General features: G+C 55.0%; 10 protein-coding genes and 2 rRNA genes (1 of these 12 only partly in view). 4 read left to right on the top strand and 8 right to left on the bottom strand.

Annotated elements, in window-relative coordinates; all coding sequences use genetic code 11:
- Position 1: 1 nt before the first annotated feature.
- The 3 genes from hemB to OLTU_RS03865 all read left to right on the top strand — a co-directional run bounded on the left by hemB (position 2) and on the right by OLTU_RS03865 (position 3,060).
- Entirely contained in the window at positions 2 to 1,003 is a 1,002-nt protein-coding gene (gene hemB, locus OLTU_RS03875) for a porphobilinogen synthase (protein WP_141731438.1), read from the top strand.
- Between the two features lies 1 nt (position 1,004).
- The gene (locus OLTU_RS03870; RefSeq protein ID WP_141731437.1) at positions 1,005 to 2,255 is read left to right on the top strand and encodes an FtsX-like permease family protein; all 1,251 of its coding nucleotides are present in this window, start codon (positions 1,005 to 1,007) and stop codon (positions 2,253 to 2,255) included.
- 196 nt (positions 2,256 to 2,451) lie between these two features.
- Positions 2,452 to 3,060 (top strand): hypothetical protein, encoded by a 609-nt coding sequence (locus OLTU_RS03865; protein ID WP_141731436.1) that lies wholly within the window; start codon positions 2,452 to 2,454, stop codon positions 3,058 to 3,060.
- 38 nt (positions 3,061 to 3,098) lie between these two features.
- Here the strand turns inward: OLTU_RS03865 and dnaJ are convergent, their stop codons facing one another.
- The 5 genes from dnaJ to OLTU_RS03840 form a co-directional block, all read right to left on the bottom strand.
- Positions 3,099 to 4,205, bottom strand: a complete 1,107-nt coding sequence (gene dnaJ, locus OLTU_RS03860; protein WP_141731435.1) for a molecular chaperone DnaJ — start codon at positions 4,203 to 4,205, stop codon at positions 3,099 to 3,101.
- 17 nt (positions 4,206 to 4,222) lie between these two features.
- The gene (panB, locus tag OLTU_RS03855) at positions 4,223 to 5,041 is read right to left on the bottom strand and encodes a 3-methyl-2-oxobutanoate hydroxymethyltransferase (protein WP_141731434.1); all 819 of its coding nucleotides are present in this window, start codon (positions 5,039 to 5,041) and stop codon (positions 4,223 to 4,225) included.
- A gap of 7 nt (positions 5,042 to 5,048) precedes the next feature.
- Complete coding sequence (gene uvrA, locus OLTU_RS03850; protein ID WP_141731433.1) at positions 5,049 to 7,805, bottom strand: excinuclease ABC subunit UvrA; 2,757 nt, start codon at positions 7,803 to 7,805, stop codon at positions 5,049 to 5,051.
- 154 nt (positions 7,806 to 7,959) lie between these two features.
- The gene (locus OLTU_RS03845) at positions 7,960 to 8,772 is read right to left on the bottom strand and encodes a hypothetical protein (protein ID WP_141731432.1); all 813 of its coding nucleotides are present in this window, start codon (positions 8,770 to 8,772) and stop codon (positions 7,960 to 7,962) included.
- Positions 8,773 to 8,781: 9 nt separating this feature from the next.
- On the bottom strand, positions 8,782 to 9,000 hold the full coding sequence (locus OLTU_RS03840) for a hypothetical protein (RefSeq protein ID WP_141731431.1): 219 nt from the start codon (positions 8,998 to 9,000) through the stop codon (positions 8,782 to 8,784).
- A 209-nt stretch (positions 9,001 to 9,209) separates the two neighbouring features.
- Between OLTU_RS03840 and lepA the strand changes: the two genes are divergently transcribed.
- Positions 9,210 to 11,015, top strand: coding sequence for a translation elongation factor 4 (lepA, locus tag OLTU_RS03835; protein ID WP_141731430.1), 1,806 nt, complete (start codon positions 9,210 to 9,212; stop codon positions 11,013 to 11,015).
- A gap of 31 nt (positions 11,016 to 11,046) precedes the next feature.
- Here lepA and OLTU_RS03830 read toward each other — a convergent pair whose 3' ends face one another.
- From OLTU_RS03830 to OLTU_RS32235, 3 genes are all read right to left on the bottom strand, one after another.
- On the bottom strand, positions 11,047 to 12,075 hold the full coding sequence (locus OLTU_RS03830) for an SDR family oxidoreductase (protein ID WP_141731429.1): 1,029 nt from the start codon (positions 12,073 to 12,075) through the stop codon (positions 11,047 to 11,049).
- A gap of 343 nt (positions 12,076 to 12,418) precedes the next feature.
- Positions 12,419 to 12,533 (bottom strand): 5S ribosomal RNA (gene rrf / locus OLTU_RS03825).
- Positions 12,534 to 12,655: 122 nt separating this feature from the next.
- Positions 12,656 to 14,379, bottom strand: a 23S ribosomal RNA gene (locus OLTU_RS32235); it runs 1,497 nt beyond the window's last position.

Raw genomic sequence — 14,379 nt, 5'->3', positions numbered from 1 at the left:
CATGTTCCCGACTCGTCAATTTCCAGCCACCCGGCTGCGCCGCCTCCGTTCCACCGACTTCAGCCGCCGCCTGGTTCGCGAACATAGCCTGAGCCCAAGCGACTTCATATATCCGGTGTTCATCACCGAAGGCAAAAGCGTAAAGCACGACATCCCCTCGATGCCCGGCCAGCAGCGCCTCAGCATTGATAATCTGCTCCATACGGCTGAAAAATGCATGACCCTCGGCATCCCGGCTTTGACGCTGTTTCCGGCGATTGAAGCCGACAAAAAAAGCAAGATGGCCCAGGAAGCCCACAACCCGGACGGCCTTGTGCCACGCGCCGTCACCGCCCTCAAGGAACGCTTTCCGGAACTCGGCGTCATCACCGATATCGCCCTCGACCCTTACACCATCCACGGACAGGATGGCATCATCGATGAAACAGGTTACGTCATTAATGACAAGACGATCGAAATTCTCTGCAAGCAGGCCGTCTGTCACGCTCAGGCTGGTGCGGACGTCGTAGCACCTTCGGACATGATGGACGGCCGCATCGCCCATATCCGCAATGCCCTCGATCACGCGGCCTTCCCTCTGGTTCAGATCCTGGCCTATTCCGCCAAGTACGCTTCGAATTTCTACGGGCCTTTCCGCGACGCAGTCGGCTCCTCGGGCAATCTCGGCAAGAGTTCCAAGGAAACCTATCAAATGGACCCTGCCAACAGCAACGAGGCCCTCCATGAAGTGGCTCTCGATATCCGCGAAGGGGCGGATATGGTTATGATCAAGCCCGGGCTTCCTTATCTGGATATCATCTACCGTGTGAAAGAATCGTTCAAAATGCCGACCCTGGTCTATCAGGTGTCGGGTGAGTATGCGATGCTCAAGGCTGCCGGACAGAACGGCTGGATCAATTACCAGGCTTGCGTTCTCGAGTCCCTCATGGCCTTCAAACGCGCGGGCGCAGACGCTGTCCTGACTTATTTTGCAATGGAAGCCTCGGAATGGTTGCGGAGCTGATATGTCGTTTGCCTCATGGACTGCCTTTCGCTACCTGAGTTCGAATCGGGAAAATCGCTTTTTTTCCTGGATCACGTTCCTTTCCCTCTTCGGTCTCGCGATTGGCGTCGCGGCTTTGATCGTCGTGCTCTCGGTCATCAATGGCTTTGAGTTCGAGCTGCGGAACCGCTTTCTGCAGGCCAACGCGCATATCATGGCCTATCGCTATCCGGCCGGCATGTCGAATCCGGAGAAATGGTCGCAGATCATCGAGCGGGATTTTGCGGAGGATGTCCGCGGCACTTCGCCCTTTGTCCATTACGAGACCATGGCCAAGAGCGGAGCCATCATGCAGGGCGTCCTGGTGCGCGGCATTGCTCCCAAGCAGCGTGAAGTCCTGCAGGACATGCGCAGCCTGATTGTGCCGCCCGAGGCCCTGGATATGCTGCAAAAGGAAATCGACGATGCCGAGGCCGGCAAGCCGGAACCGGAAACCCCGGGCCTTATTCTGGGCTCAGGCCTGCTGGGCATTCTGAATGTGAAAGTGGGTGAAACAATCCACCTCATCGCCCCGACTGAAAACCGCTTCTCCGATATGAAACGCTTCAAGGTGATCGGAACGTATAACTCCGGCCTGAAGCACTACGACAATCGCCTCGTGGCCATGAGCCTGTCCACAGCCAAGTCCTTTTTTCATACGGGTGACGTTGTCACCGGCCTGGAAATTGGCCTGCACGATGCCGATCGCAGCCCGATGGTGGCCCGCCTGATGGAGGAAAAGTACAACCTTTCCTTCCGTGAGTGGCAGTCCTACAACCGGCCGCTCTTTGAAGCGATGGAACGGGAACGCACCGTGATCGCCTTGATAGTCGCCATGGTGGTGATCGTCGCGGGCTTCAATATACTCACGACGGTCTTTGTTTCGGTTTCGCAAAGGCAAAGGGATATCTCCATCCTCAAGGCCCTGGGCGCTCGCAACCGCCAGATCATGGGTTTGTTTCTGGTGCAGAGCCTCTGCATTGGGATTGGTGGAAGTATTGTAGGCGCAATTCTGGCCGGCGGTATTTCATATCTTTTGGAGCATTATCCGTTTATTGATTTGCCGGAACCTTATTTTCTGAAAAGTTTGCCGGTTCATTACAGCGCTGAGGTTTATCTTGGAGTGGCGGGGGCGGCGAGCCTTGTCTGCCTTCTGGCCGGACTCTATCCCGCCTATGTCGCTTCTCGCGTGGTCCCCACGGAAGGCATCTCGGGCACGGGCCAGGCACTGTAAGCGACCAGGGTCAGGACCAGGACGTCTTCCGGACCCGGAAAACCTGTTGTAAAAAGACACCTGCCATGGCTAAGATAGGCGGTGTTTAGCGCTAAAAGCACACATGGGGTCAATGTTGAGCACCGACGAGGCTACAGCAAAGAAGAAGAAAATCCCTGCAGGGTCCATCCCGATGCAAATGGCAGGAGATCTGCTGATGGCTCGATCGACGAATCGAGAGTACAGCCAGATCTTTCGCCGTTACGAGGCGATCCTGGAGGTTTTTGCCAATATGGAACGCGAAGAGCGACTGATGAACTACAAGTTCCTCATTGCTCTGATTTTAACCAGTCACGCCAAGAAAATTCAGAACGTGGCGGAGCGCAAGAAACTCTTCGATCTGAAGAACCAGCTTTACTTCAGCATTGCGAACAACAAACCGAATCGACGCAAGCTGGCGTTCAAATATCTGGTGTCAAAAAACTTCCGGGTCATCGAATTCTGTGCCAACTGCACGAAGAAGAATACGGAAGAGGGCCTGGAGCGGCACAAGTGGAAGTTCTGCCGCGACTGCCAGGTGGATCGGAAGTTCTATAACGTGCTGCAGATGTCGCATCACTTCGAGAACGGGACGATGTCGCTTTATATTAGCAACGATCTCGTACCCCAGGTGGATAACCTGAAAGTGGCTCAGAAGGGCAAGCTGGAAAACGGGAAGGAAGAAGGCCGCTACGATAAGTTTCACTACAACGTGAAAAACCTGGATATCTTCAATCTGGAATCGGTGAAGAAGATCCAGGCTCGGCTTTTGCAGATTTCGCCTTAGGGGCCAAGCGCCAGCCCCGGAGGGGCCGCCCCCCAGGGCTACTCCCCAAACAGCTTCGCAAAGAAGCCGTTCGAACTCGTCACCTTCTCCCCGGACACTTCGGCAAACTTCATCAGAATCTCGCGCTGCTCCTTGCTCAACTTCGTCGGGATGACAACGGACAATTCCACAACGAGATCCCCACGACCCACACCCCGCAGCCGCGGAATGCCTTCTCCAGCGACCGTCAGCCTTTGACCATGCTGGGCACCAGGTTGAATATCGATCTCAATCCTGTTATCACCCAGAGTCGGCACGCTCAGCTTGCAACCCAGTGCGGCCTGCACCATGGAAATTTCCGCGCTAAAAATCAGATCCGAACCATCCCGTTCAAAATACGGGCTATCCTTCACCTGCAGGAACACATAAAGGTCACCAGCCGGACCACCAAAAGCTCCGCCCTGGCCTTCACCGCCCACGCGCAGACGCACGCCCTGATCCACACCAGGAGGAATCTTCACGCTGACCTTCTTGCTTTCCTTGACCCGGCCACGGCCTTTGCAGGCTTTGCAAGGCGTGGTGATCATCTCGCCTTCGCCCTGGCAGGTTGGGCAGGCGCTGGCCACCGCAAAGAATCCCTGATTGCGACGAATCTGTCCGCTGCCACCGCAGCTGGTACAAACGCGTTTGCCACCCGGCTCGGCGCGATCGCCTTTGCAGGTGCCGCAGCTCACTTCGCGATCATATTCCACCTGCTTTTCAACGCCGAAAGCCGCCTCTTCAAATTCCAGGACCAGATCATAACGCAGATCCGCTCCCTTGCGTGGCCGCTTCCGTCCGCCCTGACCGCCGCCCGCCGAGAAGCCGAAGAAGTCTTCAAAGATGGAACCAAAGGACGAGAAAATATCATTCACATCCGAGAAGCCTGAGAAGCCTTGTCCCGAAAGACCGGCATGCCCATAGGCATCATAGACTTTGCGTTTTTCAGCATCAGCCAGGACTTCATAAGCTTCGGCGCATTCTTTGAATTTATCTTCAGCCTCGCGATTGCCAGGATTGCGATCGGGGTGATATTGCATGGCCATCTGGCGATAAGCACGCTTGATATCGGCGTCCGATGCCCCACGCGATAAGCCTAAAACTTCGTAGTAATCACGTTTTTCCATGTATTCTTAATCCGTCCTTAAAAGCTGTGTTCCGGACCCGGAAATTGGCCGCCTTTCACTTCCTTGTCGTATTGAGTCAAGGCCTGTGAAATCACCTCACCTAAATTAGCATATTTTTTTAAGAATTTTGGGCTAAAATCGCTGTTAAATCCAAGCAAATCATGGAGAACAAGCACCTGGCCATCCGTGCCCGCGCCAGCCCCAATGCCGATTGTAGGAATGGGAATTTTTCGTGAGATCTCTTCCGCAAGGGCCGCAGGCACCAGCTCCAGCACCAGGGCGCAGGCACCGGCTTCCGCCAGCTTGATGGCGTCGTCGATAATGACTTGAGCCTGATCGCCCTTGCCTTGTACGCGGTAACCACCGAGCACATGCACACTCTGCGGTGTCAGCCCCAGATGACCGACCACCGGAATTCCGGCCTGCACGATGGCTCTGACTTGTGGCAAAATGGCAGCACCACCTTCCACCTTCACAGCCGCCGCGCCTCCCTCCTGAACCAGACGGCCGGCATTGCGCAGGGCCTGCTCCACGGACAGATTATAGGAAAGAAATGGCATATCAGCCACCAGCATGGCCCGCTTCACCACCCTGCCGACCGAGCCTGTGAGGTGCACCATATGATCCATGGTGACCGGAATCGTGTCCTTGAAGCCAAGAACCACGTTGCCGGCGCTATCCCCGACCAGAATCATATCGATGCCGGTGTCATCGATCAGGACCCCGAAGGCTGCATCGTAGCAGGTGACCATGGAAATCTTTTGCTTCTCCTGCTTTCTTTTCTGCAGGGTCTTGACGGTAACCTGGGCGGGGGAATCACTGCTGTGCTTGCTCACTGAAACCTCATGAATAAAGAAAGGGCGCCGTCCGTGATTCGGGCACGTCTTTCAGCCCAACCGGTGGCCCTTGATAAACAATACTTCCACCGGCACCGGCGGCTTCGGGACCGATTTCAATCAGCCAGTCGGCAGACTGCAAAAAGCCCATATGGTGTTCCACCACCACAATCGTGTGACCCAGATCGCGGAGGCGGATCATCTGCATCAGCAGCTGATGAACATCTGAATCACTTAACCCAGTCGACGGCTCATCGAAAATCAAAAATCCTGGCTTGCGGTCGGATGCATCAAGCATCATGCGCAAAAGTTTCAGGCGCTGCGCCTCGCCTCCGGAAAACGAGGAAGTGTTCTGACCGAGCGTCACATAGCCCAGACCCATGCCGATGACCTGATCCAGAGCGTTTTTCAGCTTGGGTTGGTCAAAGAAGGCCTCCCTTGCTTGTGTAATCGTTAAACGCAGAATGTCAAGGAGGGAGCGTTCACGGAATGTGATGCTCAAAGCCTCATCGGTAAATTGCCGGCCCTGGCACACGGCACAGGTGACGGGCATTTCCCCCAAAAATGACAAATCCTCTATGACATAGCCAAGGCCCTTGCAGTGTTCGCAGCGCCCGCCGGGAACGTTGAAGCTGAAAAATCCGGGCTTCAGGCCCTTGGCCTTGGCTTCGGGCGTATCGGCCAGCAGTTTGCGAATATCATCGTAAAGACCAAGGTAGGTGGCAATGGTGGAACGGCTCGAGCGACCGATGCCCTCCTGCGAAACAAAATGCACAGCGGACAGGGTTTTGATGGCCGCAATCGGTCCCAGGCCATCCGCAAGCACCGGAGTCGACTCCTTGTCATCCCCATCGTCATCCGCGCCCAGAACCGCAGCCAGCATGGGATAAAGGGTGTGCCGCACAAGACTGGTTTTGCCGCTGCCGCTGACGCCGCAAACGACATTCAGGCCGCGCAGAAGAAAGCGGGCGTCCACGCCTTTCAGATTGTGCGTGCGGGCATTGGTCAGTTCGATGAACAGATCCTTCGGTTCCACGATCCGACCCTTGGGCCAGCTGATGGGTTTTTTATGATAATTCTGCGGCTCGCCATTGAAGACGAGCTGACCGCCCTGATGCCCGGCACCGGGGCCGATTTCCACCAGATACTCCGCGCCCTGCACCAGGGTCTTTTCATGTTCGACGATGACGATGGTGTTGCCCTGATCGCGCAGCTCATGAATCACGCTCAAAAGATTTTTGCTGTCACGCGCATGCAGGCCGACGCTGGGTTCATCGAGGCAAAAGAGGGTTCCGGTCAACGCGCTGCCCAAACTTCTGGACATATTGATACGCTGGACTTCCCCACCGGAAAGAGTCCGGGCGCTACGGCCCATATTCAGATAGCCAAGACCCATTTTCAAAAGATAACCCAGCCGCTGCTGCCCTTCCTGAATCGCCTCCTGGGCTGCAGCCCGCCTTTGCCCTTCGAGGTTATCCTGCAGGGAAACGAGCTGCATGAACCATTCGTTGAGGTCGAGCATGGTCATGCGGCTCAGGTCCGCAAAATTTTTCCCCTGCAGCGAGCAGGCGAGCGCCTTTTGATTCAAACGAAAACCGCCGCAGGCATCGCAGCCGATATAGGTATGAAAACGCGCGGAATGAATGCGATAGTGCGCCTTGTATTTTTTCGTATCGAGCCAGGCAAAGTAGCCGTTGATTCCATCGAAGCGTCCCTTGGGGTCGCCTTCATAGAGCCACTGCCAGTCGGCCGTCGTATATTTTTTAAAGGGTTTGCCCGCATCCATCCCGCGGGCCTCGGCGCTTTTGCGGGCGAGCTTATACATGGCATCATGATCACCGAAATTCCAGGGTGCCACTCCACTTTCCAAAATGGAGCTATCCATATCCGGAATCATCTTGCTGCGATCCTTGACCGCCACGCGCCCAAAGCCCTGGCAGGTTTCACAGGCGCCCAGCGGATGGTTGTAGTTGAAGAGCGTCGGCGACGGTTCCTGATATTCCGTCAGACAATGCGGGCATTTCAAAGTTTTATAGAACGTCCGTGGCTCACCCTTTTCCGGGACCAGGGTGGCTTCTCCACGACCCAGGCGGAGCGTGAGTTCCGCCGCCTCACGACAGCGGGCGCGATTGTCATCGTCCAGCAGAACCCGATCCACGACGATCATGCTGCGCTTCAGATCGGTGGCCTTGGTTTCATCGATGCGTTTGACTTCACCATCCACATAGCAGCGCGTGAAACCCTGGGTTTCCAGCTGCTGTTTCAGATCCGCGGCCTTGAGTTTGCTCCAGGTTTCCATGGATGCGAGCATCAGAACCCTTTGCCCCGGCCAGCGTTCAAAGGCATCCCGCGTGATGGTGCGGCCATCGGCTTTCTCGACGACCTCTCCGTGACAGATGATTTTGGAAAGGTGGCCGAAGAGGATGCGCAGGATATCGTTGAGTTCGGTCATCGTTCCGACTGTGGAGCGCTGATTGAGACCGGATTTGGCCTGTTTTACGGCAATGGCGGGTGGCAGGTTGAGGACCTCCTCGATTTCCGGCTTGGGGAGCTGCTTCAGATACTGCCGCGCATAGCTCGACAGACTTTCCACGTAACGGCGATAGGATTCACCATACAGTGTATCGAAAACCAGGGAGCTTTTGCCGGAGCCGGAGACACCGGTCACGACTGTGAGCTTGCCCAAGGGCAGATTCAAATTGATGTTCTGCAGATTATGCGTGCGAACACCGCGCAATTCGATAGCCTCGTCCTGGCTGTTCATAGCCCCTCCGTGGTTGAATGAGAAAAACAATGGCAAAGTTCACCAGCGAGCACAAGCCCGCGATGCGAGCGCGCCAAGCGCTTGGGATTGCCTGCGACAATCATGCCGCGCGGCCGCCACGCCTTTCCATGTCAAACCGAATATGTGGAGGGAATCAGGGCATGTGACTGCGGAGAAGTCGAAGAAATCCTGCCTGCGGTTTATCAGCGGCATGATCCACGATGACTCCGGAGAGCCAGAAGGAGCCTTTGACAAGATGCCCGGGTTGGGGTTCCATCTTGAGAAGAATGGGATCGACGACCACATCATAGATCGCGGCGTAGGACTGCACCTGAAGCCACCAGAAACCTTTACCGGTCATTTGATTGGTGCGCTTTTGAACATCCAGGACGTGACCACTGATCAGCGCATGGGCCGAAGGCAGGGCCGCGTTGGCCTTTCCATCCACGGGAAAAAGCCCGGCGGGGATGAAGGATTCGGGGGCCATGCCAGGTGCATCCGTTGCGCTTTCTTTCCAGGCTTCCTCTGTGGTGAAGATGTCCACTTCATGTGCGAAGGCGGCGATCTGAACCAAAAGGATGGCCGGCAGTTTCTGCTGGCTGTGGCGCAGAAAATCAGGGGCATCAAACAGCAGGGGATACGCACCCTCCTGATGATTGTGCTCCTCCTCAGGGGCGACCCACGCGAAGTAGGAACCTTCGAAGGCATGATCCTTTTCCCGGTGCAACGAACGCACGATTTTCACCGGCATCACCGACGGCCCGACAAAGTGTGGATTCATGCCGGTAATTTGCCGGTCCTGATCCGCGTGCAGCCAGATTGCGGCACCCGAGGGATCCTGATAGTTCAGATAGTAGCCCTGCCCAATGTCATGGGGTTTGGCTTTTTGAGAAACTTTTTCGGCAAGAGTATAAAGATCCTGTTCATTTTGAACAGGAAAGCCGATACTCGAAAGGTGGCTGGCCATTCAGACTCCTCAGTTCCGCACTTCGTCCACGGTTCCGTCGCGGTTCCAGTCATAGGCCCGCCGCAGGACATTGCCGTCCGCGTCGAGCACTTCGAGCATATCGATCACCCCATCCTTGTTGAAGTCCCAGCCCTTGTAGCCAAGATGGCGTCCAACGAGCTGCTCACCGGCGTAGGTGTTCACAAAGATGGGAATATAATCGGGCAGCGGTTTCGCTTTTTTCTCCACGCTGCCTGACTCTAAAGTAAAATGAGTGGGCAATGGCTTGCCATCGGGACTGAGGGTTTTTTCGGTTGAGGCACAAGACGCCCCTAAGATAGATATGATGAGCCATAGGGCATAGAAACGCATGATGAATCCTCCAAAGTCCCATGACTGGATCGTCACAAACCTGCTTCAGGTTAACCCTTTCGCCGAAAGAAGAGTTTCAGACCAACATGCAAGATCCTAAATTTATTCGAAATTTCTGCATTATTGCGCATATTGATCATGGCAAATCCACGCTCGCTGATCGATTGATTGAAACCACCGGCGCTTTGTCCATGAGGGAAATGACCGCCCAGGTGCTCGACAGCATGGACATCGAGAAGGAGCGCGGGATCACGATCAAGGCCCAGACCGCGTCGATGCGTTACAAGGCCAAGGATGGAAACATTTACCTTTTGAACCTTATCGACACCCCGGGTCATGTGGACTTCAGCTATGAGGTTTCCCGGAGTCTGGCGGCCTGCGAGGGTGCGCTTCTGGTCGTGGATGCCGCGCAGGGTGTGGAAGCTCAGACGGTGGCGAACGTTTACATGGCCATTGAATCCGATCTGGAGATCATTCCGGTCATCAACAAGATCGACCTGCCGAGCGCGGATCCTGATGGCGTGATGATTCAGGTGGAAGAGGAACTTGGCATTGATACGGATCGCGCGGTCAAGGCCTCGGCCAAAGCCGGGATTGGTATCGTCGATATCCTCGAGGCGATCGTAAAATTCGTCCCGCCGCCCAAGGATGCGAACAAGGAGCCTTTGCAGGCTTTGATTTTCGACAGTTGGTTTGATTCCTATCTGGGTGCCGTGTCCCTGGTTCGCGTGATGGCGGGTTCGATCCGCAAGGGTCAGAGGATGCAGATTGTATCGACCGGCAACAGCTTTGAAGTTCTGAAGGTCGCGCAGCTGACCCCGAAGAGCGTGGATGTTCCCGAGCTGACGAGCGGAATGGTGGGGATTGTTTCCGGTTCCATCAAATCGGTCCGGGAAACCAAGGTGGGTGATACGATCACCGATCCGGCGAATCCCTGCAAGGTGCCCTTGATTGGTTTCAAGGAAGCCAAGCAGATGGTGTTCGGCGGGATTTTCCCGGTGGATTCCTCGGAATACCAGAACCTGAAGGATTCGCTTGAAAAGCTGATCATGAATGACTCCTCCTTGACGATTGAACCCGAGGTTTCCCAGGCTCTTGGCTTTGGATTCCGCGTGGGTTTCCTGGGTCTCTTGCATATGGATATCATCCAGGAGCGCCTGGAGCGTGAATACAACCTCGATCTGATCTTCACCGCGCCGACGGTGGTTTACAAGGTGACGACGACCAAGGGGGACGCGATGCAGATCGAGAACCCTTCCAAGTTGCCTGAACCGGCTTCGATTGAAGAGATTCAAGAGCCTTATGTGAAGATGGTGATTCATACACCCGAGGAATATATCGGTGGTATTTTGAAAATCCTGCAGGACAAGCGCGGGATTCAAAAGGACATCGAATATACCAACGCGAAAAAAGTGAAGATCATCTACGAACTGCCTATGAACGAGATGATTTTCGATTTCCATGACAAGCTGAAATCCATTTCGCGTGGTTATGCTTCGATGGACTATGAGGTCATCGACTACCGTCCTGGCGATCTAGTGAAAGTCGATATCCTTGTGAATGGGGACAAGGTGGATGCTCTCGCCTGTATCAACCACCGTTCAACCGCGGATCATCGCGGGCGTGCCATCTGTAAGAAGCTGAAGGAACTCCTTCCTCGCCAGATGTTCCAGGTCGCCCTGCAGGCTGCCATCGGCAGCAAGGTGATCGCGCGCGAAACCATCTCGGCCTTGCGGAAGGATGTGACCGCGAAGTGTTATGGTGGTGATATCTCGCGGAAGCGGAAGCTCTTGGAGAAGCAGAAAGAGGGCAAGAAGCGCATGAAGCAGATCGGGAATGTGGAGATTCCGCAGACGGCGTTTCTGGCGATTCTTAGTCTCGACGAAGATTGAAAGTGTGGCGCCGGGTGACCGGCGCTTTTTTTTATTTCTTGAGTAGTCCGAGCTTGATCATGCTTTGAGCCGTTGCCACAATCGATTCCTCGTTGGAACGGGGATTCCAGCCCAGCACGCGCTTCGCTTTCTCGTTCGAGGCATTCTTCCTGATTCCCAGCTCCGGGATGATTTGTTTCACGGCAGGATCTGTAAAGGACGCAACGCGTACCAGCCAATTGGGAAGTTCGCGCGTGGGAACGCGACGTGCGGCGGTTCCCAAATTCTTTTTTAATATTTTGGCGACATCGAGCATCGAAATAAAGTCGCCTGCCACCGCGAGGAAACGCTCTCCTTTGGCCGCGGGATGGGTCATCGCACGAAGATGGAGGTCCGCAACGTCCCGGACGTCCACGCCTCCAAATGTCATTTTAGGGCAGCCAGGTATGGCCCCATCCATCATGCGTTGAACAATGAGAATCGAGGTTGAATAATCCGGTCCCAGGACAGGTCCAAACACACCGACAGGATTCACAACTGACAGTTCAAGATTGCCGCCCTCTTTGGCCACAAAATCCCAGGCTGCGCGTTCGGCCAGAGCCTTGGATTTAATATAAGGTGCCACCCCTTCGCCATCCGGGTTGGTCCAGTCCTTCTCGGTAAAAGGCGTGTCCTGGGGCGTGATTCCATAGCCAACGGCAGCAAACGATGAAGTCAGAACCACGCGTTTCACACCAGCGTCACGCGAGGCTCGCAGCACCCTGAGGCTACCTTCACGGGCAGGAACAATCAGTTCATTCTCATCTTTAGGCAGCGTCGCAGGAAAAGGCGAGGCCACATGCAGCACGTAATCGCAGCCTTTCACCGCATCCGCCCAGCCGGCATCCCTCTCAAGATCCGCCACAGCAAACGTTAATTTATCAGTTCCTTCAACACCGCCCTGTTTCAGCAGAGCCCGTACATCACTTTCACGCTTCAAACTTCGCACGGTCGTACGCACCTGATGTCCCGCAGCCAGAAGCTGCAGAATGCAATGGCTGCCAATAAATCCTGATCCACCAGTCACCAATACTGTGCTCATTGCTTGCTCCCAATTAGGTTGCTGCGATCTTCGTCGAAGGAAGCTTCATCCGTCCATTCAATTTCGCTGCGCATGCAGCCCCGCCGTCAGCCCGCCTTCATCGTCAGCCCGCCTTCATCGTCAGCCCGCCTTCATCGTCAGCCCGCCTTCATCGTCAGCCCGCCTTCATCGTCAGCCCGCCTTCATCGTCAGCCCGCCTTCATCGTCAGCCCGCCTTCATCGTCAGCCCGCCTTCATCGTCAGCCCGCCTTCATCGTCAGCCCGCCTTCATCGTCAGCCCCGCAGGGGCCCGAACGCACAAAACCCCTGACGGATTTCTCCATCAGGGGTCTTGCTATTTTTAAGGCTGCACCGAGCTACTCTCCCACAGTTTAAACTGCAGTACCATCGCCGCTGGAGAGCTTGACTTCCGTGTTCGGGATGGGAACGGGTATTTCCTCTCCGCCATTGGCACAGCCAAATCATGTTTGGCTCGGATGAACTGAATAGCGTGAATATCATCAAGGGATCAAGGCTTTTTTAGCAGGATTCCCCACATTTCACTCGCTTGAGCTTGTCAAGCAAGGGGGAAAGGCGGATTAAAATTAAGCCTCACGATCTATTAGTACTGATCAGCTCCACACCTTGCAGTGCTTCCACCTCCAGCCTATCAACGTCATGGTCTATAACGGATCTTCAGGGCCTTTCGGCCAGGGAAATCTCATCTTGGGGTGGGCTTCCTACTTAGATGCTTTCAGCAGTTATCCCGACCGCACTTAGCTACCCTGCTATGCCGCTGGCGCGACAACAGGTACACCATAGGTGCGTCCATCCCGGTCCTCTCGTACTAAGGACAGACCCCCTCAAATTTCCTGCGCCCACAGTAGATAGGGACCGAACTGTCTCACGACGTTCTGAACCCAGCTCGCGTACCACTTTAATTGGCGAACAGCCAAACCCTTGGGACCTGCTTCAGCCCCAGGATGTGATGAGCCGACATCGAGGTGCCAAACCTCCCCGTCGATGTGAACTCTTGGGGGAGATCAGCCTGTTATCCCCGGAGTACCTTTTATCCGTTGAGCGATGGCCCTTCCATGCGGAACCACCGGATCACTAAGACCCACTTTCGTGCCTGCTTGAGGTGTCCCTCTCGCAGTCAAGCTCCCTTATGCCTTTGCACTCTACGACCGGTTTCCATTCGGTCTGAGGGAACCTTTGTACGCCTCCGTTACTTTTTTGGAGGCGACCGCCCCAGTCAAACTACCCACCAGGCATTGTCCCTTTCCCGGCTTACGGGAAGAGGTTAGATATTCAGAATTGTCAGGGTGGTATTTCAACGTCGGCTCCCCAACGACTGGCGCCGCTGGATCAAAGCCTCCCACCTATCCTACACAGACAAACCCAAATACCAATGCCAAGTTATAGTAAAGGTTCACGGGGTCTTTCCGTCTTACTGCGGGTAACGGGCATCTGCACCCGTTTTTCAAATTCGCTGAGCACTGGGCCGAGACAGCGGAGAAGTCGTTACGCCATTCGTGCAGGTCGGAACTTACCCGACAAGGAATTTCGCTACCTTAGGACCGTTATAGTTACGGCCGCCGTTTACTGGGGCTTCAATTCGGAGCTTTGCTTGCGCTAACCCCTCCTTTTAACCTTCCAGCACCGGGCAGGCGTCACACCCTATACGTCATCTTACGATTTTGCAGAGTGCTGTGTTTTTGTTAAACAGTCGCTTCTCCCTCTTCTCTGCGACCGGCGCATGCTTGGGGCGCGAGGCCTTACACACTGCCGGCATACCTTATCCCGAAGTTACGGTATCAATTTGCCGAGTTCCTTGGCCCAGCTTCACTCAATCGCCTTGGGATTCTCTCCCTGTCCACCTGAGTTGGTTTGGGGTACGAGCGATGTGCTTCAACGTTTAGCGGCTTTTCTTGTGAGCATGGGATCATCAACTTCAGGACCGAAGTCCACCGCGTCACTTCTCGACATTAACCGCCCGGATTTGCCAAAGCGATCTGTCTACGAGCTTGCACCGGGATATCCAACACCCGGCCTGACTGCCCTTCTCCACCCCCGCATCACTCCACACAAACGGTACGGGAATATTAACCCGTTTCCCATCGACTACGCCTTTCGGCCTCGCCTTAGGGTTCGACTAACCCTGGGAGGATTACCCTGGCCCAGGAAACCTTGGACTTTCGGCGGGACGGTTTTTCACCGTCCTTTTACGCTACTTATGCTAGCATGAGCTCTTGAAGTACCTCCAGCATTCCTCACGGAACACCTTCGCAGGCTGCTTCAATACTCGCCTACCACCCTTGCGGG

Origin of the sequence: Oligoflexus tunisiensis, from assembly GCF_001748245.1 — a bacterium.
GTDB classification, from domain to species: domain Bacteria; phylum Bdellovibrionota_B; class Oligoflexia; order Oligoflexales; family Oligoflexaceae; genus Oligoflexus; species Oligoflexus tunisiensis.
The sequence above is the reverse complement of the archived record's forward strand: the minus strand, read 5'-3'. Positions and strand labels throughout refer to the sequence as shown.

Excerpts from the sequence above, each read along its gene's own strand:
- hemB (WP_141731438.1), top strand. The coding sequence starts at position 2 with ATGTTCCCGACTCGTCAATTTCCAGCCACCCGGCTGCGCCGCCTCCGT.
- OLTU_RS03870 (WP_141731437.1), top strand. The coding sequence starts at position 1,005 with ATGTCGTTTGCCTCATGGACTGCCTTTCGCTACCTGAGTTCGAATCGG.
- OLTU_RS03865 (WP_141731436.1), top strand. The coding sequence starts at position 2,452 with ATGGCTCGATCGACGAATCGAGAGTACAGCCAGATCTTTCGCCGTTAC.
- dnaJ (WP_141731435.1), bottom strand. The coding sequence starts at position 4,205 with ATGGAAAAACGTGATTACTACGAAGTTTTAGGCTTATCGCGTGGGGCA.
- uvrA (WP_141731433.1), bottom strand. The coding sequence starts at position 7,805 with ATGAACAGCCAGGACGAGGCTATCGAATTGCGCGGTGTTCGCACGCAT.
- OLTU_RS03845 (WP_141731432.1), bottom strand. The coding sequence starts at position 8,772 with ATGGCCAGCCACCTTTCGAGTATCGGCTTTCCTGTTCAAAATGAACAG.
- lepA (WP_141731430.1), top strand. The coding sequence starts at position 9,210 with ATGCAAGATCCTAAATTTATTCGAAATTTCTGCATTATTGCGCATATT.
- OLTU_RS03830 (WP_141731429.1), bottom strand. The coding sequence starts at position 12,075 with ATGAGCACAGTATTGGTGACTGGTGGATCAGGATTTATTGGCAGCCAT.